This is a genomic window from Geomonas sp. (genome assembly GCF_056994735.1).
The window spans coordinates 1-22,369 of the sequence record NZ_JBXKJL010000340.1 but is presented as its reverse complement, the minus strand read 5'-3'; the positions used below and the strand labels follow the sequence as shown (position 1 = coordinate 22,369).

Genomic DNA, 22,369 nt, shown 5'->3' with positions numbered 1-22,369 from the left:
ACGGCATTATAGCCGAAGAGATGACTCACTTCCACTGTTAAATCTTCGCTTGCCGAGACTTTGTATACATCCGAGAGCTTGACCGTAACCCGGGAACTGTTCTCCAGATCGATGTGGAGGAAACTGCGACAGCCGCCCTGATAGCGGGAGAGTATGTCCCTGAGGCTGTTGAGCTTGTCGGTATCCGCGGCATCCGCGCTGATAGTGACATTGACCCTCTTCGTGTCCCGCTCAACCAGATCCCGCAGCAGCATGATCTCGCTCGCCATGACCTTGGCGCCCTTCTCCCCGTGCTCGACCGCCCCCGTGACGTGGATAGGGTCGTCGGACTTCAGATACTCCGAGCATCTTGCGTAGACGTCGGAGAACACCACCACCTCGATGGAGCCGCAGAGGTCTTCGAGGGAGATGAAGCCCATCCGGTCCCCCTTTTTGGTGATGATCTCCTTCAAGGAAGCGGAGACCCCGCAGATCTTGACCTCGCTCTTCTCCTTGGCGTCCAGGATGGTGGCGGTGTCCACGGTGGAAAAGCGTTTCATGTCGGCCACGTAGCGGTCCAAGGGATGGCCGGTAATGAAGAAGCCGATCGCCTCCTTCTCACAGCCCAGCCGGTATTTCTCGTCCCACTCCGGGATGTCGGGGAGGCGGTTCCCGCCGTTGCCGTTGGGGCCGCGCACGATCTCCGCCGCGCCGAAGAGTGAAGCCTGGGCACTCTCCCTCTCCTGCTGGATCTTCTGCCCCGACGCCGCGGCCTCGTCGAGGACCGCCATGAGCGGGGCCCTCCTGGCGCCGGTGCAGTCGAAGGCGCCGCACTTGATGAGCGCCTCGATCACCCTCTTGTTGCAGCGGCGCAGGTCCACCCTTTCGCAGAAGTCGAAGATATCGGTGAAGGGGGTGTCTCCGCGGGCCTCGATGATGGCCTCGATGGCCCCCTCCCCCACGTTCTTGACCGCGCCGAGGCCGAAGCGCATCGCCTTCTCCAGCACGCGGAAGGAGCGGTTGGACTCGTTGATGTCCGGCGGCAGCACGTCGATGCCCATCTCGCGGCAGTCGCCGATGCTCTTGATGACCTTGTCGGTGTTGCCCATGTCCTCGGTCAGAAGCGCCGCCATGAACTCGACCGGGTAGTGGGCCTTCAGGAAGGCGGTCTGGTAGGCGACCAGGGCGTAGGCGGCGGAGTGCGATTTGTTGAAGCCGTACTCGGCGAATTTCGCCATCAGGTCGAAGATGGCGGCCGACTTCTTCAGGTCGAGCTTGAGCTTTTCGGCACCCTCAAGGAACTTGTCGCGCTCCTTGGCCATCTGCTCGGCGTCCTTCTTACCCATGGCGCGGCGCAACAGGTCGGCGCCCCCCAGCGAGTAGCCGGCGAGGGAGCGTGCGATCTGCATGACCTGTTCCTGGTAGACGATGACCCCGTAGGTGTCCTTCAGGATCGGCTCCAGCTGTGGCAGGTCGTAGACCACCTGCTTGCGGCCGTGCTTTCGCTCGATGAAGTCGTCCACCATGCCGCTTCCCAAGGGACCCGGACGGTAGAGCGCGCAGACTGCGATGATGTCCTCGAAGCAGGAGGGCTTGAGCTTGACCAGGAGCTCCTTCATGCCGCTGGACTCGAGCTGGAAGACGCCGGTGGTATTGCCGGCCTGCAGGAGCTTGTAGGACTCCTCGTCGTCGTCGCGCAGGAGCGTGATGTCGAATTTCGGGTCCTTGCCGGTCCTGATGTGCTTGCAGGCGTTGTCGATGACCGTCAGGTTCTTGAGCCCCAGGAAGTCGAACTTCACCAGGCCGATCTTCTCGACGTACTTCATGGAGTACTGCGTGGTCAGCGAGCCGGTCTTCTGGTCCTTGTAGACCGGGCAGAACTCCTCCATCTGCTTGGGGGCGACCACGAGCCCTGCCGCGTGGGTCGAGGCGTGACGGGCAAGTCCCTCCAGGCGCAGCGCGACGGACATCACCTCATTCACCTTGGCATCGGCGGCCATGAGCTCCTTGAGCTTAGGCTCCTGTTCCAGCGCCTTCTCCAGCGTAATGCCGAGCACCTCGGGGATCAGCTTCGCTATCTTGTCAACTTCCCCGAAAGTGAGGTCCAGCGCGCGCCCGACGTCGCGGATCACGCCACGCGCGGCCATGGTGCCGAAGGCGATGATCTGGCAGACCTGCTCCCGGCCATACCTCTCCACCATGTACTGGATCACCTCTTCGCGGCGGTCCTGGCAGAAGTCGACGTCGATATCAGGCATGGAGATACGTTCGGGGTTCAGGAAGCGCTCGAACAGCAGGTTGTACGGCATCGGGTCGATGTCGGTGATCTTGATGCAGAAGGCGACGAGGCTCCCCGCCGCCGAACCCCTTCCCGGTCCCACGGGGATGCCGTGGTCCTTGGCCCAGTTGATGAAGTCCGCGACGATGAGGAAGTAGCCGGGGAAGCCCATCTGCTTGATGCAGTCGAGCTCGATGCGCAGCCGCTGATGGTAGGCCTGCTCGTCCTCCTCGGTCAGGTTCGGGTACTTGATGCGGATCTTCTTGAGACGCTCGGTGAGCCCGTGCATCGACTCGCGCTCCAGCTGCTGATCCAGCGTCTCCCCCTCGGGGGCGGTGTAGGCGGGAAAGTAGTAGGTACTGAAGTCGAACTTGAGCTCGCATCTCTCGGCGATCTTCACCGTGTTGGCGATGGCGTCCGGGGCGTAATGGAAGGCCGCCGCCATCTCCTGCGGGGTCTTCACGTAGAACTCTTCTACGCTAAAGCGCATCCTTGAAGGGTCGCTCATGGTCTTGCCGGTCTGGATGCAGAGGAGGATCTCGTGGGCCCTTGCGTCCTCCTTGTTCAGATAGTGGCAGTCGTTGGTGGCAACCAGCGGGAGGTCGAGCTCGCGGGCCAGCTCCAGGAGGCGGCGGTTGGCAACGTCCTGCTCGGGGAGGGTATTTTCCTGCAGCTCGATGTAGTAGCTTCCGGGGAAGGTCTCGGCGTACCAGGAGGCGGCGGCCTTGGCCTCCGCCATCTTGTTCCTGCCTGCGAGGTAGGCGACCTCACCCTGCAGGCAGGCGGAGAGGCAGATGAGCCCCTCGCTGTGCTTGGCCAGCAGCTCCTTGTCGATGCGGGGGCGGCGGTAGAACCCATCCTTGTAGCCGGCCGAGACCAGGTAGCAGAGGTTCTTGAAGCCGGTCATGTTCTCGCAGAGGAGGATGAGGTGGTAGCTGGTCACCGGATCAGCGCTGGTGGGGGCCTGCTTTGTGTGCCGCGAACCGGGTGCGATGTAGACCTCGCTCCCCAGGATCGCCTTGACCCCCTTGTCCTTGCACTTGAGGTAGAACTCCAGGGTGCCGAACATGTTGCCGTGGTCGGTGATGGCCACCGCCGGCATGTGGCAATCCTTCACCTTCTTGAGGAGGTCTCCGATGCGGATGGCGCCATCGAGCAGGGAGTACTGTGAGTGCAGGTGGAGATGAACGAAATTTGCTGAATCCATAACAGACAATCCTGGAGAAGTGCGGCGGGAGAGCTAAGACAGTCGGCACAACAAAGGGAGCCGCATCTGTCAGGGCTCCCGTCAAAATGAAAGGTAAAACCGGCGGCAACTATGCCATGAATATGGACTCTGTGTCAATGCAACAGAGGCAGAGTCAAAGGCATTTAACAGGGATGGACAGGATGGAGGGGATGGTGAACAAGCCTTCGACAGGCTCAGGGTGAACGGCGATGCCTACTACATACCGTCCGTGCCGAGCCTGTCGAAGGTTTTTTTTGCTGGCATGTACGCCGTTCGTGCCGAGCCTGTCGAAGCACGCACTCAGGCTTGCCGTTTCACGACCTTCATGATCAGCGCCGGATCGATGGCTATCTCGGACTGGGTGCCGCCGTCCATGTCCTTGAGGGGGGCTGCGCCGGTGGCGAGCTCGTCCTCGCCGATGATCAGGGTGAAGCGGGACTTGAACTTGTCGGCTCGTCTCATCTGGCTCTTGAGGCTCTTTCCTTCGTAATCGAGTTCGACCGCCACACCTTCCCGCTGCAGCGCGGTCATCACCTTGAAAGCCTCGGCATGGGCCTTTTCGCCGATGGCTGCGATGAAGAGATCAGGCCGCCGTGCAAACTCCTTCTCCGCCAGCAGCAGGGCCACCCGCTCCACGCCCATGGCAAAACCGATGCCGGGCAACTGGGGGCCACCGAGCTCGGAGATAAGGCCATCGTAGCGTCCACCGGCAGCCACGGCGCTCTGCGCGCCCAGCATCGTGGTCACCATCTCGAAGGTGGTGCGGGTGTAGTAGTCGAGGCCGCGGACCATGCGCTCGTTGATGCTGTAGGGGGTCCCGACGAGATCGAGGTAGCTCCTGGTCTTGGCGAAGTGGTCGGAGCAGTCGGTGCAGAGGTACTCCAGCATCGAAGGCGCGCCCTTGGTCGCCTCCTGGCAGCCGGGCGACTTGCAATCGAGGGCCCGGAGCGGGTTGGTCTCGTAGCGCCTCTGGCAGTCCTCGCAGAGGAGCTCCATACGGCTCAGCAGGAAGCCCTTCAGCGCCTCCCGGTAAACCGGCCTGCAGTCGGGGCAGCCAAGTGAGTTGATCTGCAGCGACGGTTCGGTGAGCCCCAGTTCCTGGAAGAAGTGGGTCAGCATGGTGAGGACCTGGGCGTCGACGGTAGGGGCGGAGACGCCGGTTATTTCCGCTCCGATCTGGTGGAACTGGCGGTAGCGGCCCTTCTGCGGTCGCTCGTAGCGGAACATCGGCCCCATGTAGTAGAGGCGCTGGACCGGGTCCAGGGCGTGCAGCTTGTGCTCGATGAAGGCGCGCATCACCGACGCGGTCCCCTCGGGGCGCATGGTTACCTTGTTGCCCCCCTTGTCCTCGAAGGAGTACATCTCCTTCTCGACGATATCGGTGGCGTCGCCTATGGAGCGGCAGAAAAGCTCGGTCTTCTCCAGGATCGGGATACGGATCTCGGAGAGGCCGTAAAGTTCGAAGACCCGGCGCGCCGTCGCCTCGATATGCTGCCACTTCTCCACTTCACCCGGGAGAATGTCATTGAACCCTTTCACGCCAGTTATAGCCACGTCTTAAACTCCTCGCTTTCAATTCAGTGCATTGCTACAGGCAACTGCAGGGTGGATGACAATCCCCCTACACGTACGCGACTGGATTTCTCTTTGATTTCGCCTTTCCTCTGTGTCCCTCAGCGCCCCTCTGTGGTGAGGATCTTGCGGACTTTACGCCGATGTCGCCGCCATATCGATGGCACGCTCGGCGTGGAAGGCCAGGTTCTTCCCGCCGGCCTTTCCGCGGTACATCGCGCGGTCAGCCATCTCCAGCAGCTCGGCCTTGGTCGAGGCGTCTTTCGGGGTGCAGGCATAGCCGAGGCTCACCGTAAGCTTGATGGCCAGCCCGTCACTGCGGGCGAAGGTGTGATTCTCGATCGACTGCCGGATACGCTCGGCGACCACGGCTGCACCTTCGTAGCCGGTCTCCACCAGCACGATGGTGTACTCGTCCCCGCCGTAACGGATCACGGCATCGACGTCACGGACACTCTTTCTCAGCAGGGCCCCCACCTCTCTCAAGACCCTGCTCCCGATAAGGTGGCCGAACATGTCGTTTACCATCTTGAAGAAGTCGATGTCGAGGAACAGCACCGAGAGACTGGAGTCGTAGCGATCCGCACGCTTGATCTCACGATCGAGAACCACGTCGAGGTAGCGGTAATTATAAAGCCCGGTGAGTTCGTCTATGTAGAGGAGGTCTTTCGCGAAACTGTATCTGGCGGCGTTGTCGAGAGCGAGCGAGGCCTGATCCAGCAGGAAGGTCAGATGCTTGCCGGGGTACCTGGGGAGGGACCGTTTTTCCGCATCGTTGAAGAGGATGATCACACCCTGCAGGGCGTTCTTGTGCCTGATATAAAGACACATCGCCTCATGGACGTCGCCGCCGTAGTCCTCGATATCCGGCAGGAAGTCGGAAAGGGTGACCATGTTGCTCACGCCGTCGTCCATCAGATCACACTCGGTGATCACCGCCTGCCCCAGCAACTGGGCGAACTCCTCGTCTACCCCTTTGACCTCGTGCAGGATAAGCTGACCGCTTTCACTGAAGTAGCCGAGGCCGCGACTGGCACCGACCTCTTTGGAGAGCGCATCCATCAAAAGTGGGTAGATCCGGTCCAGCTCGAGACAGTTGGCAATGGTCTGGCTGACCTGGAAGAGTCTCAACAGCCCCTTAAGCTCCAGGTTCTCGTCCAGGAGCTTGCGCTGTTCCATGCAGTGCGCCACGATGTGCCGGAACTCGTCGTGGTTGATCGGCTTCACCAGGTAATCGGTCGCGCCGTTTTTGAGGGCCAGAATGGCGGTCTCAACGTTGGCGTGACCCGTTACCAGGATGACGCTTACCGCGGGATCCTGCCTCTTCACCGCGGAAAGGATATCGAGGCCGCTTACGTCGCGCATCACCAGGTCCGTGACCACCAACTGGTAGTCGCGGTCCTTGATCAGGCCGAGCGCTTCTTCACCGGAGGCGGCGAGATCGACGTGGTACCCTTCATCCTTCAGCAGGTCGGCGTAGACCTCCCGGAAGAAGCTGTCGTCTTCGACAATAAGAATCCTTTCCATGAAGCTGGATCTCCTGGCTAGCCGGGGGAACGATAGGAAATACGGGCTAAACTAGCAGATACCACTTGAAGGTGTCAATTAAAATGCCCCCAAGGAGTCTTCAGCGCCAGCGCTCCCTTACCGTCACAGACGGCCTCGACGGTGCCGTCGAGGTCCGTCCGGTAGACAGGGATGCCATGCCGCTGGAGGCGGAGAACGGTGGAGGGTGCGGGGAGATGAAAGGGATTGCCGGCTCCTGCGGAGATCACGGCGGCCTGGGGAGCGACCGCCGCCAGGAACGGATCGCTGGAGGCGTACTTGCTGCCGTGATGAGCAACCTTCAATAGCGTGCTTTGCAGCGGCCTCCCCAGGGCCAGGAGCTGACGCTCGGATCCGGTACCGAGATCTCCGGTAAAGAGCACAGAACTCTTCCCGTGTCGCAACCGAAAGACCAGGGACCACTCGTTGGCGTCAGCTGAAGCGGGAGGGTCAGCCGGCGGCGGCCAAAGGGGCTCGATCACCGCTCCGCCGGCGCCAAAGGGCGCAACCGAGGCGTCCAACTTCCTGATCGGGATGCCCCGCGCAGCCGCCACCCAGTTGAGCTGCTGCGACTCCGGCAGGGATGGAGGGATTGCGCTCTCCCACAACTCACCCACCTCGAAATGCCGTGCGAGATAGAGCACCCCCTGCAGGTGGTCGGGATGCTCGTGCGACAGGACCAGGAAATCGATGCGCCGCACGCCAAGCCGGGAGAGGGCCGGCAACAACAGCCTCTCTCCGACCCGCTCCTCGGTGTCACCAGCCCTTCCTCCGCCATCGACCAGCATGGTCTTGCCGTCAGGCAGCCGCACCAGGGCGGCGTCCCCCTGCCCCACGCTCAGAAATTGGACCCGCAGCTTTCCGTCGCCGTCGCCGCCGGCCGGAGCGGCCCGGGCAAGGAGGAGCAGGATGAGAAAAGAGGCGGCCGGAACGCGACATCTCCTGGCGCCTATGAAGGTCAAGGCGCAAAGCGCGAGGCAGGCAATGAGGAGATCGATCCGGGTCGGTGCATAGCCTGTCAGCACCGGGGCCCTGGCCAGATATACAATGGAGGCATCCGCCACCTTGACCAGCAAGGCTGCCAGCCGAACGAGCCACTCCGCCGGGAGCGGGGCCAGGAAAGCCAGGGGCAGTGCAGCGAAACCCGAGACCACGGCGCCGTATCCCATCAGCGGGATTATGACCAGGTTGGCGACCAGACCGATGAAGGAGATCCGGTGAAAGTAATAGGCCACCGGGACCAGGGTCGCGACTATGGCGGCGGCCGACGCCGCTACCAGCAGCACCAGCCACCTCACAGCCGCCCCACCTTTGGCGAAAGGCCGGGCGATGGGTGGAGCCAGGACGACGAGGCCCCATATGGCGAGAAAGGAGAGCTGGAAGGAGAGGTCGAAGAGCGTCTCCGGTGCCGTAAAGAGAATGAGGGAGGCAGCCAGCATCACCGAATTCACCGGCTCCACCTCGCGCTTCAGATGAATCGCGGCAATGAAGGCGGTGATCATCAGCACGCTTCGGACGGTAGCGGCGGCGGCGCCGGAGAGGAAGAGATAGAAGACAACGACCGGAAGCGACACGACCAGCAGGGCACGCCTCAGGTTGAGCCGGAGCGCCAGGTATTCGCAGCGGCGGGCCATGAAGAGGAGCGCCTGGAAGACACAGAGAAAGACGATGCCGACATGGAAACCGGAGATGGAGAGGATGTGATTCACGCCGCTGCGCGCATAGGCCTCGTTGAGTTCCTCCGGGACGTCCCCCTTATCACCCAGCAGCAGGGCCTTCAGCACGCCACCCTCGACTCCAGGTGCACACTTCTGGATGAAGCGCCCGAGGGAAGCGGCAAGGACATCGATCCGGTGTCGCCAGCCCTCCCCTCCCCGGATGAGAATAATCTCGTCGGCTCCCTTGACGAAGGCGGTGGCGAAGACTCCCTGGTAGGCGAGGCGGCGGGCAAAGTCGCTTTCTCCCGGGAGCCCCAGCTTCCTCGGCCGGCGGATCTTCGATGACAACAGGATGCGATCCCCGCTGAAAAGCCCCGCCCTCCCCTCCTTGATCTGCACCAGCAATCTCCCCGTTACCGCCCTTTCCCCATGTTCGAAATAGAGCCGCTCCACCTTCATAACGAGCCGGCCTCCGCCGCTGCTGAATCCTTCCGGGCGGCTGTCGACCACCCCCTGTATCAGCACCGGCTCTTCGCTGGCCTGCAGGAGAAGACCGTCCGCGGGTTTCAAAAAAGGCTCAAGAGAGAAGGCACCCCAGACGAAAAACAGCAAGGTGGCCGAGATCAGGAAGGGGATCCGCGAGGATACGAAGGAGGCAGCCAGGGTGGTCACCAGCAAGGCGGGAAGCGCCCATCCTGCCGGCGTGGCGCCGAGGAAATCGGCGGTGCAAAGGCCGGCGACAAGGGGAGCAAGCGGGATGAGCAGAGGTCTTTCCAGCATCGAGGCTCTCCATTCACCTCTTCTTTTTATCCCTTCGCCACCAGCCCCTCCCAGCGCGTGGAGGCTTGGGGGGAGCAGCATGGATAGCTGCATGTGATGCGGGCGGGGACTCAGTCAACACCGCGGCTACCTCACTTAATAGCACCAGCAGCCTGCTGTGCAATTGGCGCAGGGATCGACCGGAGGGAAAGATAAGCCGCTGTTCATATTTCACCACCTGCTAACACCGCGAAAACATGGCCCTTAGCACATGCGGCGGGTTAGATGTGCACCTTTTGGACAGCAACCGTTCCGGCGGCGAGTGAGTGACGACCGCAGATTGAACAGTAAACACTAACCATTTCAAAAGGTTGTAAGCCGTGACGCATCCCTTGTCAAGTTGGTACGACCGTTGAAAGCTACAGGAAAAGATCGAAAGGAGGGCAACGTCATGGGACAGAGAGTTAACAGCAACGAGAGATCGGGCGCTTACGACTTCAGGATCATGGAAGTGCGGCTCAAGAAGAAAGGGGCGCCCCAGGATGCGAAAGAGGACCTGCGCCTGCTGATGGTTGACAGCCACTGGGAAACCCTCCGTTTCGTTCAGGAGAACATGGAGGAAGTAGTCGGGAACATCGTGAGGCTGAAGCGGCGGGACGTCGGGTCGGCAAAAGGTATCAACGAGAGTGCCGCCCTCTTCCAGAGGAACCTGGAGCCGCTCATTTCCAGCCTCGCTGCCAGCAAGGGGGAAGGCGTCATGGACAAGCTCTCCCTCTCGCTTAAAAAGGCCCTCCTGCTGCTGGTCATGGAGCGCTACAAAAGCGACCGCGACCAGGCCTGCAAGGTGCTGGGCATCTCCCGGGAGAAGCTCGAGAACGAGTTGACCCTCTGCGGTGTGGCCCGCTGACCCGGGCCTCCACGGCCATGGAAAACAGGAACGGCTTTCCCCCTTCCAGGGGGCCGAAGCGCATCGCCTTGACGCTTCGCGACCGGCTAATAATACTCCTCGCTGTAGGAGGGGATCTCGGAGGACCAGGCGGGATCACGTCTCGCCTCCGCCAGGGCGGCCTCCGCGACATCGATCAACCGCTGACGGTCCTTGGGGTAGCTACCGGCCAAGTTCAAGAAGTTGGAGACGTGGTTGGAGCGCAGGATCGTTCGTTGCGGCTCCAGTCCTTGCAGCAAGGCGTGAGCTTCCTGCAGTATCTCCCCGTAGCTCAGCGGCTCGATGGAACGAAGGAACTCGCCGTTGCGGCGGTTGAACATGGTGAGCAGAGAGAAGTATTCCGGGGAAAGAGCGCTCACCCACGCCGCAGTGGCCGCTGCATGCTCCGCGCTGCGGACCCGGCCCGCAAGACCTAGAATGGCAGTCACCGACAATTTCATCCCCGCATCCTGAGCCTTCCGGCAAAGCTCCAGCATCTCGGAAGGATCATACCCCTTGTCAATATTCCTCAGCGTTTCCGGATCTCCACTCTCCAATCCGAAATAGAGAATGCGCAGTTTGCGGTCGCGCAGGCCGGCCATCTCCTCACCGCTCTTGGAGGCCAGGCTGTTGGGCGAGGCGTAGGCGCCCACCCGCGTCAGGGCCGGAAACGCCTCGGCCAAGGCGTCCAGTATGGTTTCCAATCCTTTTTGGGGGTAGATAAGGGCATCGCCGTCGGCAAGGAAGACCCGCCGGACCCGCCCGCGGTAGCGGGGAGAAATGGAGCGTATTTCAGCGAGGATCTCCTCGACGCTCCTGATCAGGAAGCTCTTCATCTTGTACATGCCGCAGAAGCGGCAGCGGTTGTGCGAGCAACCAATGGTGATCTGGAAGATAAGGCTTCGCGCCTCGGAGGGGGGGCGAAAGAGCGGCTCGTCGTAGTTGAAGAAAAACATAAGGCTCTCTCCTCCTGTCGTTCAATAGGCAGGTCGTCGAGGAGCCATAATACTTACAGCGGCAGGAAAGAACAAGCTACTCTTCCACCACTCTCAGGTTTTTCAATTGGGCCTTGAAGGGAGCGGAGATGGCGACATAGCCGTTGCCGATTTCGGAGGTGTCGACGACCCGGGCCACATACCACCGGCCATCCTGGGCAAGGTCCAGCGCCACGACAGTGACGCCGGCCCGCAGGTCGGCTGCAGCGGCGGCACGACTCTTCCAGAGATGTTTCCTGGGAGCGGGTGCTTCACCGGCCTCGGGAGTGCAGGCCTCGGACTCGAGCGCGTTCAACGAAGCGGCGCCGTCTTCGTCGACGCAGGGACGGGCCAGGACCCAGCCGCGGTCTGACAAAGGCTCGTCTGAAAGAAAATAGAGGGTTCCCCGCAAGGCATGATCTCCTGCCGCACCTCTGCCGATGACCGTCCTGTCAGGGTCAATGCCCTGGGCCTTGAGGTTGTTCTCCATGGTACTGATTGTGTCCTCGACGGTGTTCAGAGACTCCAGCGGATCTTCGGCAAAACAGGTCCCGGCAATAGAAAGAAACATCAGCATGATAATCGCGCGCATTGCCGCACCCCCCGAATATGATTTCGCACTAATATTATCACCAGCTAATTTTTATTGCAATCGGGATTGTATAAAAAATAATTTTTCCTCATAGCGGAGCTGCAAGCGATAGCAGCACTGTCATAGGGGGAAGAAGTTGGTGCAGCAAATAGTATGTCGGCAAGAGAATAGGGATTGAATGAGGTGATAATTGCTATTACCTGAAAAATCCGGGGAAACTGGAGGATTTAAAACAGTATCTGGGCAACGGTAGGCGCTGTCACCGCGCCAGCTGCGCCTGAGGTGCGAATGAGGAAGGGGAGGCGAAACATCGCCTCCCCTTCCCTGTTTCCTGCGCTGCAATCCTGCTTCAGCCGGTTAGGCCAGCCTTCCTGCGTAAAGCGGGAACTTCTTCATAAGAGTGTTGACCTGCGCCTTGACAGCGGCCAGCCTGGCTTCGTCGTTGACGTTGGCCAGGACCTCGGCGATGAAGCCGGCAACCAACTCCATCTCAGCCTCACGCAGGCCGTGGGTGGTCGCTGCCGGGGTGCCGATGCGGATGCCGGAGGTGATGAAGGGCGAGCGGGTGTCGAAGGGGATGCCGTTCTTGTTGACGGTGATACCAGCCTTGTCCAGCGCCTCCTCGGCCACCTTTCCGGTCAGCCCGGTCTCGGTCAGGTCGACCAGCATCAGGTGATTGTCTGTACCGCCGGAGGTGAGCTTGAAGCCGCGCTTGGTGAGGGCTGCCGCCAGCGCCTGGGCATTCTTCACGATCTGCTTCTGGTACTCCTTGAACTCCGGAGTCAGGGCCTCCTTGAAGGCCACCGCCTTGGCGGCGATGACGTGCATGAGAGGACCGCCCTGGATGCCAGGGAAGATGTTGGAGTTGAGGGTCTTGGCGAACTCCTCGCGGCACATGATCATGCCGCCGCGCGGTCCGCGCAGGGTCTTGTGGGTGGTGGTGGTCACGAACTCGGCGTAGGGGACCGGGCTCGGGTGCAGCCCGGCGGCGACCAGGCCGGCGATGTGGGCCATGTCGACCATGACCACGGCTCCCACCTTGTCGGCGATCCGGCGGAAGGCCGCGAAGTCGATGATGCGCGGGTAGGCGCTGGCTCCGACCACGATCATCTTCGGCTTGTGCTCGAGGGCCAGGCGCTCGGTCTCCTCGTAGTCGATGGTCTGGGTCTCTTTGGAGACGCCGTAGGGGACGATGTTGAAGAGCTTGCCGGAGAAGTTGACCGGGCTGCCGTGGGTCAGGTGGCCGCCGTGGGCGAGGTTCATGCCCAGCACGGTGTCACCGGGCTTCAGGGCGGAGAAGTACACCGCCATGTTGGCCTGGGAGCCGGAGTGCGGCTGCACGTTGACGTGATCGGCCCCGAAGAGCTCCTTGGCCCGCTCGATGGCGAGGTTCTCCACGATGTCGACGCACTCGCACCCTCCGTAGTAACGCTTGCCGGGATAGCCTTCCGCGTACTTGTTGGTGAGCACGGAACCCTGTGCCTCGAGTACCGCCGGGGAGACGAAGTTCTCCGAGGCGATCAGTTCGAGGTTGTATTCCTGGCGCTCCGTCTCATGACGTATGGCGTCCGCCACTGCCGGGTCGAATGTTTCCAGTACTGACATTTCTTTCTCCTGACTTTGATTCGAAATGAAAACGGGACTGTTTGGAGTCCCGTTTTGGTTTGTTCATTGGTAAAAAAGCCCGGCGCCTTTTAAGCGCACTGCAGCTTCAGTTCGGTCTCCAGGGCCGAGATCTTGTCGAGACGCCCCTGGTGACGGCCGCCGGCAAACTCGGTATCGAGCCAGGCCGATACCATCTCCCTGGCCACGCTGGTCTGCAGCACCCGCCCGCCCAGCACCAGGATGTTGGCGTTGTTGTGCTCCTTGGCCATGGTTGCCATGAAGACATCGGTGGCCAGCGCCGCCCGTACGTGGGGGAACTTGTTGGCTACGATCGACATCCCGATCCCGGTGCCGCAGACGAGGATACCCTTCTCGGCGCTGCCGTTCGAGACCCTGCGGGCGACCTGCTGCCCGAAGTCGGGGTAGTCGACCGAATCCCCGTTGTTGGTCCCGAGGTCCTCGCAGGGAATTCCCCGCTCGGCCAGGAGGCCCTTGATCTCTTCCTTCAGTTCCAAACCGCCGTGGTCGCTTGCTATCAGTATCATCCTTACACCTTCTTGAAGAGCAGGGAAGCGTTGGTCCCACCGAAGCCGAACGAGTTGCTCATGGCGTACTCGACCTTGGCGTCGCGCGCGGTGTTGGGGACGTAGTCCAGATCGCACTCGGGGTCCGGCTCATGGTAGTTGATGGTCGGCGGGACGACGGATTTCTGCATCGCCATCAGCGAGAAGACCGCCTCGACGCCGCCGGCAGCGCCTAAAAGGTGGCCGGTCATCGACTTGGTGGAGGATACCATCAGCTTCTTGGCGTGCTCGCCGAACACCGAGTGGATCGCCAGGGTCTCGCCGACGTCGCCGAACGGAGTCGAGGTGCCGTGGGCGTTGATGTAGTCGACCTGCTCCGGGTTGACCCCTGCGGTGGAGAGCGCCATCTTCATGCAGCGCGCTGCACCCTCGCCGCCGGGGGCGGGAGTGGTCAGGTGGTAGGCGTCACCGGAGAGGCCGTAGCCGACCACTTCGCCGTAGATCTTGGCGCCGCGGGCCTTGGCTGCCTCGTATTCCTCGAGGACTACGATCCCGGCCCCCTCGGCGAGGACGAAGCCGTCCCTCCCCTTGTCGAACGGGCGGGAGGCGCCGGTCGGGTCGTCGTTGTTGGTCGAAAGAGCCTTCATCACGGAGAAGCCGCCGATCCCCAGCGGGGTCACGGTCGACTCGGTGCCGCCGGCGATCATGGCGTCGGCATCGCCGCGCTTGATCATATGGTAGGCATCGCCGATGGAGTGGGTGCCGGTGGCGCAGGCGGAAACCGAGGAAACGTTCGGTCCCTTGGCTCCGTACTTGATGGAGATGTGTCCCGGCGCCAGGTTGATGATCAGCATCGGGATGAAGAAGGGGGAGATCTTCTTGTACCCGCCCTCGGCCAGCGCGGTGTGGTAGCGCTCGATGGCGGGAAGCCCGCCGAGACCGGCACCGACCAGTACACCCACCCTCTCCGCGTTCTCCTCGTTGATGACGAGACCGGAGTCCTCCATGGCGAAGTGCGCGGCACCGAGAGCGTACTGGATGAAGAGATCCATCTTCTTGATCTCTTTTTTGTCGATGAAATTCTCGGGGACGAAATCCTTGACTTCGCCCGCTATCTTGACCGGCATATCGGTGGCATCAAAACGGGTAATCGGCGCAATGCCGGACTTCCCCGCCATGAGGGATTCCCAGTTCTTGCTGTTTCCGGTCCCGAGAGGGGAAACGACACCGACCCCCGTGACAACAACTCTTCTCATGCTGTAAACTCCTTCAGATCTGATCACTCATACTCACAGGGGAGTATGAAAAAGGGGAAGTAAAACTCCCCCCCGTCTATTAGGTGTGATCAGTGATGTAGTCGATTGCGTCCTGCACAGACTGAATCTTCTCAGCATCCTCGTCGGAAATTTCAATCTCGAACTCTTCCTCAAGGGCCATGACGAGCTCAACAGTGTCGAGGGAGTCCGCACCGAGATCATCCATGAAGGAAGACTCATTGGCAACCTGCGCCTCATCCACACCAAGCTGCTCAGCCACTATCTCTTTAATACGTTTTTCGATCGAAGCCATCTATACACCTCCATTTGATTTGCTGCTCTCAGACGATTTTGATTGGTTAAAGCCACCTAGTTTCATAGCATGAAAAAGGGAATTTGCAAAAGGTATTTTTGGCGCTCAAAGCAAAAAAAGCAGCGTAAAATTGGAAACTTCACATGTACATCCCGCCATTGACAGAGAGGACATGACCGGTGATGTACGATCCTCCCTGCGAGACCAGGAAGATGACTGCGGCGGCAATGTCATCGCCGGAACCGAGCCTTCCCATGGGGATCTGCTCCTGGAGGGTCTCCTTCGCCTTGTCGGAAAGCTCCGCGGTCATGTCGGTCTCGATGAAGCCGGGAGCGACCGCGTTGACAGTGACGTTGCGGCGGGCCAATTCCTTGGCGACCGATTTGGTCAGGCCGATCATCCCGGCCTTAGAGGCACAGTAGTTGGCCTGGCCCGGGTTCCCCATCTCACCCACGACCGAGGAGAGGTTGACGATCCTGCCGTAACGGGCCTTGGACATGATCTTCGCGGCCTCGCGGGTGCAGTTGAAAGCCCCCTTCAGGTTCACGTTGATCACGTCGTCCCAGTCCGCTTCCCTCATCCGCAGCAGGAGGCCGTCCTTGGTGATCCCGGCGTTGTTGACCAGGATGTCCAGGCGCCCGAAAGCAGCCTGGGTCTCCTTGAAGAGAGCCTCCACCTCGGAAACCGAGGAGACATCGACCTTGACCGCCAGGGCCTTGCCGCCCGCCGCGACGATCTCGTCGGCAGTGCGGGTGGCACCTTCGATGGTGGTGGCGGTCACCACGACGGCGGCGCCTTCGGCGGAAAGCTTCAGTGCGACGGCGCGGCCGATGCCGCGGGATGCGCCGGTGACGATTGCAACCTGTCCGTTCAGGCTCATAGCGCTCCTCCTGCCAGCGCCTTGATGCCCGCGACATCCTGGACATTAAAGGTCGCGGCTTCCTTGGAGATTCTCTTCACCAGGCCGGCCAGCACCTTGCCCGGGCCGATCTCGACGAAATTGGTGACGCCGGAGGCGACCATCTGCTGCACCGAGGCATCCCAGAGGACCGGCGAGCAGACCTGCTCCACGAGAAGCGGCTTCACCCGGGCCGTGTCGGAGTTCGGCTTGGCCTCGACGTTGGTGACCACCGGGGCGACCATCGATCCGACCTGGACCGGCTGGAGGGTCTCGGAGAGACGCTCCGCAGCCTTCTGCATCAGCGCGCAATGGAACGGTGCGCTGACGGGAAGGAGCATGGCCTTCCTGAAGCCGCGGGCCTTGGCGATTTCGATGGCGCGGTTGACGGCGCCGGTGTGCCCGGCGATGACGATCTGGCCGGGGGAGTTGAAGTTGGCAGGGGAGACGACCTCGCCCTTTGCCGCCTCGTCGCAGATCTCCTGGAGGAGCTCCGGCTCGACCCCGAGGATGGCAGCCATGGCGCCTACTCCGACCGGGACCGCGTCCTGCATGTAGGAGCCCCGGGCCCGCACCACCCTGAGCGCGTCAGCGAACCCCAGCGCGCCGGAGGCGACCAGGGCCGAATACTCACCGAGCGAATGGCCGGCCAGGAAAGAAGCCGTCAGCGGGGACTCTTCCCTGAGCACCCTGAGGGCCGCCACGCTGGTGGCGAGGATGGCCGGCTGGGTGTTGGCGGTGAGTTTCAGGTCCTCCTCGGGCCCCTCGTAGCAGAGCCTGGAGAGCTTGAAGCCGAGGGCGTCGTCGGCCTCCTCGAAAGCCATCGCCGCCGTCTTGAAATTTTCCGACAGCTCCCGGCCCATCCCTGCGTGCTGCGAACCCTGGCCGGGGAAGATGAATGCGTATGATTGCATGATTACCCTCGTTTCAATGTGGCAATGAGCATTACAGTTATGACGAGTTGTGCCGAGGAAACGAGACGGGCCAGCCCTCCGTCGCCCGGCACAAGTGGGTACTACAGGATTAATTATCGGCGCATCGAACGGCGCATCGAACGGCGCATCGAACGGCGCATCGAACGGCGCATCGAACGGCGCATCGAACGGCGCATCGAACGGATGTTGCCACAAAGGCATACCCTTTGACAAGCGTCCCCCCCTTGTCAAAGGGGGGACAGGGGGGATTTGCCTTTATCCCCGCCCTCTCCGGACCTTTCTGCTGAAGCCGGCCATCAAATCCCCCCCAGCCCCCCTTTATCAAGGGGGGAGCTAAAAGGCGCCCCTTTATCAAGAGGGAGCTAAAAGGCGCCCCTTCCATCACTGGGGAGAGCCAGGGACATCCGGGTTAGCAATTCGGCAGCTGAAAAGGCCCCTTTATCAAGGTGGGAGCTGAAGGCATCCACTCTCCGACGGGAGCTAAAGCCGGGGGACGTTTTTACCAGCGGATGACCGCGGCGCCCCAGGTGAGGCCGCCACCGAAGGCATCGAGCAGAACGATGTCCCCTTCCTTGATGCGCCCGCCGCGGAAGGCCTCGTCAAGAGCGATCGGAATCGAAGCAGCCGAGGTGTTGCCATAGCGGTGCAGGTTGACGAAGGTCCGGTCGGCGCCGATGGAGAGCCTCTTGCCGACGGAATCGATGATCCTCAGGTTCGCCTGGTGCGGAATGAAGAGGGAGACATCGTCAGTGGTGAGACCGTTGGCCGAGAGGGCCTCGTGGGCCACCTCGCCCATGGCCCGGACGGCATACTTGAAGACCTCGTTGCCGTGCATGTGCAGGTACATCAGCCGTTCGTCCAGGTTCTTCTGGTTGGCAGGATTCCGGTTGCCGCACCCCTTCTGATAGAGGAGGTCCCAGTAGTTGCCGTCGCTGTGCATGTGGGTGGAGAGGACGCCGTTATCGCCTTCGACCGCCTCCAGCACCGCGGCGCCGGCGCCGTCGCCGAAGAGGAGGCAGGTGTTGCGGTCGGTCCAGTCGACGATGCGCGACAGGACTTCTGCGCCGATGACGAGGGCCTTCTTGATGGTTCCGGTGCGGATGAATTTATCTGCGGTGGAAAGGGCATAGATGAAGCCCGAGCAGGCGGCGGAGAGGTCGAAACAGGCGGCGTTGACTGCCTTGATGTTCTGCTGGACCAGACAGGCGGTGGCCGGGAAGGGATAGTCGGGGGTCAGGGTGCCAATGACGATGAGATCGATTTCTTCAGCAGCGACGCCGGCCGCTGCAAGGGCCTTTTCGGCTGCGGCCGTACAGAACGTGGAGGTGTACTCCCCCTCCCCCGCGATGCGGCGCTCGCGGATGCCGGTCCTGGTTACGATCCACTCATCGCTGGTGTCAACCATCTTCTCCAGATCGGAGTTGGTAAGCACCTTGGCAGGAAGTGACGAACCGGTACCGGTAATCTTTGATCGAATCATTAGGCAACCCTCTCCTTCTGCGCCTGCGCGTCGGGCGCCTGGGCGCCTTCCCGCTCACGTGCGGAACCGGGAAAACTTTCGTCGAGCTTTTCAGCCATACGATTGTTGACCCCTTTCATTGCATACTCATGGGCAAAGCGGATGGCATTCTTTATCGCCTTGGGATTCGACCCGCCGTGGCAGATCATGCCGACGCCGTTGATCCCAAGGAGAGGCGCACCGCCGTACTCCGCGTAATCTACAGTTTTCTTGAAATTGTTGAAGGCTTTGCGGCAGAGGAGATAGCCGACCTGGGACAGGAAACTGCTCTTGATCTCGGCCTTGAGCATCTTGCCCACGGCCTCGGCGAGCCCTTCGGAGGTTTTGAGGACGACGTTGCCGACGAAGCCGTCACAAGCTACCACGTCGACAGACCCGTTGAAGATGTCCCGCCCCTCCACGTATCCCACGTAGTTGAGCGGCTTTTCACGCAGCATCGTACTGGTTTCTCGGGTGAGTTCGTTCCCCTTGGAATCCTCTTCCCCGTTGGAAAGGAGGCCTACCCGGGGGGAGGAGATCCCCATGGCGAAACGTGCGTACACTTCGCCCATGATGGCGAACTGCACGAGGTGGATCGGCTTGCAATCGACGTTGCCGCCCACATCCAGGACCAGCGTCTTGCCCACCACGGTCGGGAAGATCTGGGCGATGGCGGGACGGTCGATTCCCCGCATCCTTTTCAGCACGAACATCCCGGCGGCCATGGTGGCGCCGGAGTTCCCCGCGCTGACGACGGCGGCAGCCTTGCCGTCCTTCACCAACTCGTAGGCAACGCGAATGGAAGAATCCTTCTTCTTGCGCACCGCATCGGAGGCCGAATCGTGCATGCCGACGACCTCGCTGGCATGCCACAACTCTATATCCAGGCCCTTGGTGTCGTAGCGGCCCAGTTCAGCCTTTACTCTCTCGAGGTCTCCGACCAGAGTTACCGGTACACCGAACTCTCTGGCCGCGGCCACAGCACCTTCGACCTCAACATGAGGGGCGTTATCGCCCCCCATTACATCGACAGCAACTCTCATATATCCCCTAGGTAGCGGATTCCTTACAGTCACGACAGAGTGCAGCCTGGAGACTAGAGCTCTTCGGCTTTAAGCACCTGGCGTCCCTTGTAGGTGCCGCAGGAGGGGCAGACGCAATGAGGAAGCTTGGGGGCCTTGCACTGGGGGCAGGTGGAGACGGTAGGAGCAGTCAGGAAGTCGTGAGCCCTTCTCATGTTTTTGCGCGACTTGGAGGTCTTCTTCTTAGGTACAGCCATTGGTGTTCTCCTTTTACTTTTCTATCTTGATCTTCTTCAGGGCAGCCATCTTCAAATTGATTTCGCCGCGATCGCAGCCGCACTCGCCCTCGTTGAGGTTGGCTCCGCAGTTGGAGCAAAGCCCCCGGCAGGACTCGGTGCAAAGCGGCTTGTACGGTATCTCCAGCAGAACCTGCTCGGCGATCTCCGGGTCAACGTCTATCTCATCCCCCGAGTAGGAAGCGGAGATCAGCTCCTCATCGGACAACTCGACCTCTTCGTCCATCTCCTCACCCTTGGACTCGGTGTAGAAAATGGTGAACTCGGAGGAGATCGGGAGTTGGTACTCCTCGAGACAGCGCGAGCAGGTGAGGCGAACGGCGGATTCCACCTTCCCGGCTACCCTGACATGCCCGTATTCCCAGATCGCGGAAACCTCGGTGCGGACCGGGGCGGTGAAGCTCGCTTCGCCGCTTTCCTCCACTTCAATCAGGGTCGGGTAATGTTCGGCCGGCTCCTCTTCCGTCACGTCGAGGCGCTTCTTCTTAACGTCATCGACGCGTATCTTCAAAGGATGGTCCCCCCCTTTTTCAAAGTTTTCCAGTATATAGATGGAGGTGATTTTGTCAAGACAAATTAAAAAAGCCGTTACCGCTTTTCCACCTTCAAGTTTGGCAAAAAGTCTTTAATTTTTGGGGACGTGAAACCGGCAGCAGCCCCTCGGGGGAGGAACTCTCCGACTTTACCAACCCGCCCCTAACCGGTAATCAACGCTTACGCCGCTTTGGCCCTGGGAAAGGATGCCCAGATGGTCCGCCGCCATTTCGACCAACAGGTCGAGCGGCCTGGTCTTCTTCTTAGGGGGCTTGATCAGCTGCGGTTCGCCCTTTATTCCGCCCAGGCGTCCGGCCTCCTCGATGGCATCCTGTAGGGTGCCGATCCGGTCCACCAGCTTGAGAGCGAGGGCCTGCTCCCCGGAGAAGATCCTGCCGTCGGCGATCTTCCTGACCTCCTCGACCGGAAGCCGCCGCCCCTCGGCCACAGCCCGGACGAACTGGTCATGAGTGCTGTCGATGACGCTCTGCAGCATCTGCTTCTCGTCGTCAGTCATGGTCCGGGACGGCGACCCTACATCCTTGAACTTGCCGGTCTTCAAGGTAAAGGCCTTCAACCCCACCTTTCCCATCAGCCCCTCGATATTCGAGAACTTCATCAGCACACCGATGCTGCCGGTGATGGTTCCGGGATTGGCATAGATGGTGGTGGCCGGCGCCGAGACGTAGTAGCCTCCGGAAGCCGCTACGCTCCCCATGGAGACGATGACTTTCTTGGCCTTGGCCAAGCCCTTGACCTCTGCGGAGATCTCCTGCGAGGGTCCGACCACGCCGCCCGGGGAATCGACTCTCACGACCACCGCCTTCACCCGCTTGTCCTTCTTCAGCGCGCGCAACTGGCGGACGGTATCCTGACCGTCGACTATCAGGCCCTTGACCTCGACCAGACCGACACCCTCACTCCCGGTAAACCGATCGGCATCACCGAAGAGGGCGGTGGCGACTACAACGCAAGCGACGAAGAGGAGGAGCAGGCCGACCACTGACAGCGTGCTCCACATGATCCATCTGTGTTTCATGTACCCTCCAGCAAGCCCCTCCCTTCCGACAGCGGGATTGGGTGGATCAGGGCAGGTCCCGTTTCCATTTTTATATTGTCATATCAGGCGATAACATCTATACCAGAACTGTTTGCGGATGCACCGGAGCCACCGCGGATACAATGCGTTTAAATGTACCATAACCAACCGCGCAAAATAAAAAACCTGCCGTTGACGCACAGGTTTTCCACCCTCGATCCAGTGCCATCCCCGCACGAGAGGTCATCATGAAGCTACTGGTAATTTCTGACAGCCACGGCAATTATTCCCATGCCCTGAGAGCACACGAGCTAGCCGGGCCGGTGGACCATATCATCCACCTGGGCGACGGGTGTGAGGATGCACGGGTGATGGAAGAGGTTCTCGAGGTGCCGGTGCACCGGGTGGCGGGGAACTGCGACTATGAGCCGCACGTCCCGAAAGAGCTGACCCTGGAGTTCGGGGACTGCCGGGTTCTGATCACCCACGGCAACAGGCACTTCGTCAAGTCCGGGTTGGGGCAGCTGATCGGGCGCGGCAGGGAGGTAGGCGCCTCGGTCGTCCTCTATGGCCATACCCACCTCCCCTCCGTCGAATCGGCAGGAGGTATGCTGCTGGTGAATCCAGGCGCCCTCAAGGAAGGCTTCCCCGCCAGCTATGCGATCGTCACCGTCAACGGCACCGAAGCCCGCGCCGAGATCTTCGGCCTCGAAAAGCCGAACGGCTAGGGCTCAGTCAGTCAAGACGGCTCTCACTTCTGGTTTCTGCCCTTCACCCTTCACCCTTCACCCTTCACCCTTCACCCTTCACCCTTCACCCTTCACGCCTCTAACACCCGCACCCGCAGTTGTGGCAGACCTTGCGGTTCTCGCTGTCGGGCGGGACGGTCTCCGGTGCGAAGGCGATCCGGTTCACCGCACGCTTGATATCCTCCAGCGG

19 protein-coding genes are annotated in these 22,369 nt (G+C 61.0%); 2 read left to right on the top strand and 17 right to left on the bottom strand.

Translation table 11 applies throughout. From position 1 onward, the window contains the following. From dnaE to AC11W3_RS14830, 4 genes are all read right to left on the bottom strand, one after another. The coding region (gene dnaE, locus AC11W3_RS14845) for a DNA polymerase III subunit alpha (protein ID WP_484093247.1) at window positions 1-3,464 on the bottom strand (3,464 nt) is incomplete at its 3' end. Window positions 3,465-3,785: 321 nt separating this feature from the next. Continuing rightward, window positions 3,786-5,039, bottom strand: coding sequence for a histidine--tRNA ligase (gene hisS / locus AC11W3_RS14840; protein ID WP_484090913.1), 1,254 nt, complete (start codon window positions 5,037-5,039; stop codon window positions 3,786-3,788). Between the two features lie 153 nt (window positions 5,040-5,192). Further along, window positions 5,193-6,584, bottom strand: a complete 1,392-nt coding sequence (locus AC11W3_RS14835; protein WP_484090912.1) for a GGDEF domain-containing response regulator — start codon at window positions 6,582-6,584, stop codon at window positions 5,193-5,195. A 74-nt stretch (window positions 6,585-6,658) separates the two neighbouring features. Beyond that, window positions 6,659-9,040 (bottom strand): DNA internalization-related competence protein ComEC/Rec2, encoded by a 2,382-nt coding sequence (locus tag AC11W3_RS14830; protein ID WP_484090911.1) that lies wholly within the window; start codon window positions 9,038-9,040, stop codon window positions 6,659-6,661. 430 nt (window positions 9,041-9,470) lie between these two features. Between AC11W3_RS14830 and AC11W3_RS14825 the strand changes: the two genes are divergently transcribed. Then, window positions 9,471-9,926: a hypothetical protein gene (locus AC11W3_RS14825; protein WP_484090910.1), complete on the top strand. Its 456-nt coding sequence runs from the start codon at window positions 9,471-9,473 to the stop codon at window positions 9,924-9,926. A gap of 86 nt (window positions 9,927-10,012) precedes the next feature. On the opposite strand, the gene AC11W3_RS14820 is transcribed toward AC11W3_RS14825, so the two are convergent. The 13 genes from AC11W3_RS14820 to sppA all read right to left on the bottom strand — a co-directional run bounded on the left by AC11W3_RS14820 (window position 10,013) and on the right by sppA (window position 21,430). Continuing rightward, window positions 10,013-10,900, bottom strand: coding sequence for a radical SAM protein (locus tag AC11W3_RS14820; RefSeq protein ID WP_484090909.1), 888 nt, complete (start codon window positions 10,898-10,900; stop codon window positions 10,013-10,015). A 76-nt stretch (window positions 10,901-10,976) separates the two neighbouring features. Continuing rightward, window positions 10,977-11,510 carry a hypothetical protein gene (locus AC11W3_RS14815; RefSeq protein WP_484090908.1) on the bottom strand — a complete coding sequence of 178 codons (534 nt, stop codon included), beginning with the start codon at window positions 11,508-11,510 and terminating at the stop codon, window positions 10,977-10,979. Between the two features lie 357 nt (window positions 11,511-11,867). After that, a complete protein-coding gene (gene glyA, locus AC11W3_RS14810; RefSeq protein WP_484090907.1) occupies window positions 11,868-13,115 on the bottom strand; it encodes a serine hydroxymethyltransferase in 1,248 nt (415 codons plus the stop codon). Window positions 13,116-13,204: 89 nt separating this feature from the next. Continuing rightward, window positions 13,205-13,660: a ribose 5-phosphate isomerase B gene (gene rpiB, locus AC11W3_RS14805; protein WP_484090906.1), complete on the bottom strand. Its 456-nt coding sequence runs from the start codon at window positions 13,658-13,660 to the stop codon at window positions 13,205-13,207. Between the two features lie 2 nt (window positions 13,661-13,662). Continuing rightward, window positions 13,663-14,895, bottom strand: a complete 1,233-nt coding sequence (fabF, locus tag AC11W3_RS14800; protein ID WP_484090905.1) for a beta-ketoacyl-ACP synthase II — start codon at window positions 14,893-14,895, stop codon at window positions 13,663-13,665. Between the two features lie 79 nt (window positions 14,896-14,974). After that, window positions 14,975-15,208, bottom strand: a complete 234-nt coding sequence (gene acpP, locus AC11W3_RS14795; RefSeq protein WP_484090904.1) for an acyl carrier protein — start codon at window positions 15,206-15,208, stop codon at window positions 14,975-14,977. A 139-nt stretch (window positions 15,209-15,347) separates the two neighbouring features. Next, complete coding sequence (gene fabG, locus AC11W3_RS14790; RefSeq protein ID WP_484090903.1) at window positions 15,348-16,088, bottom strand: 3-oxoacyl-[acyl-carrier-protein] reductase; 741 nt, start codon at window positions 16,086-16,088, stop codon at window positions 15,348-15,350. Beyond that, on the bottom strand, window positions 16,085-17,020 hold the full coding sequence (gene fabD, locus AC11W3_RS14785) for an ACP S-malonyltransferase (protein WP_484090902.1): 936 nt from the start codon (window positions 17,018-17,020) through the stop codon (window positions 16,085-16,087). Before fabD ends, fabG begins: the two co-directional genes overlap by 4 nt. Window positions 17,021-17,540: 520 nt before the next feature. Continuing rightward, entirely contained in the window at window positions 17,541-18,521 is a 981-nt protein-coding gene (locus tag AC11W3_RS14780; RefSeq protein WP_484090670.1) for a beta-ketoacyl-ACP synthase III, read from the bottom strand. Further along, the gene (plsX, locus tag AC11W3_RS14775) at window positions 18,521-19,582 is read right to left on the bottom strand and encodes a phosphate acyltransferase PlsX (protein WP_484090671.1); all 1,062 of its coding nucleotides are present in this window, start codon (window positions 19,580-19,582) and stop codon (window positions 18,521-18,523) included. The genes AC11W3_RS14780 and plsX overlap by 1 nt, the downstream gene beginning before the upstream one ends. 53 nt (window positions 19,583-19,635) lie before the next feature. Further along, on the bottom strand, window positions 19,636-19,818 hold the full coding sequence (gene rpmF, locus AC11W3_RS14770) for a 50S ribosomal protein L32 (RefSeq protein WP_015721360.1): 183 nt from the start codon (window positions 19,816-19,818) through the stop codon (window positions 19,636-19,638). Window positions 19,819-19,831: 13 nt separating this feature from the next. Continuing rightward, window positions 19,832-20,368 carry a YceD family protein gene (locus AC11W3_RS14765; protein ID WP_484090672.1) on the bottom strand — a complete coding sequence of 179 codons (537 nt, stop codon included), beginning with the start codon at window positions 20,366-20,368 and terminating at the stop codon, window positions 19,832-19,834. A 171-nt stretch (window positions 20,369-20,539) separates the two neighbouring features. Then, the gene (gene sppA / locus AC11W3_RS14760; protein ID WP_484090673.1) at window positions 20,540-21,430 is read right to left on the bottom strand and encodes a signal peptide peptidase SppA; all 891 of its coding nucleotides are present in this window, start codon (window positions 21,428-21,430) and stop codon (window positions 20,540-20,542) included. A gap of 248 nt (window positions 21,431-21,678) precedes the next feature. Here sppA and AC11W3_RS14755 point away from each other — a divergent pair, with 248 nt between their 5' ends. Beyond that, window positions 21,679-22,158: a metallophosphoesterase family protein gene (locus tag AC11W3_RS14755; protein WP_484090674.1), complete on the top strand. Its 480-nt coding sequence runs from the start codon at window positions 21,679-21,681 to the stop codon at window positions 22,156-22,158. Window positions 22,159-22,369: the final 211 nt, after the last annotated feature.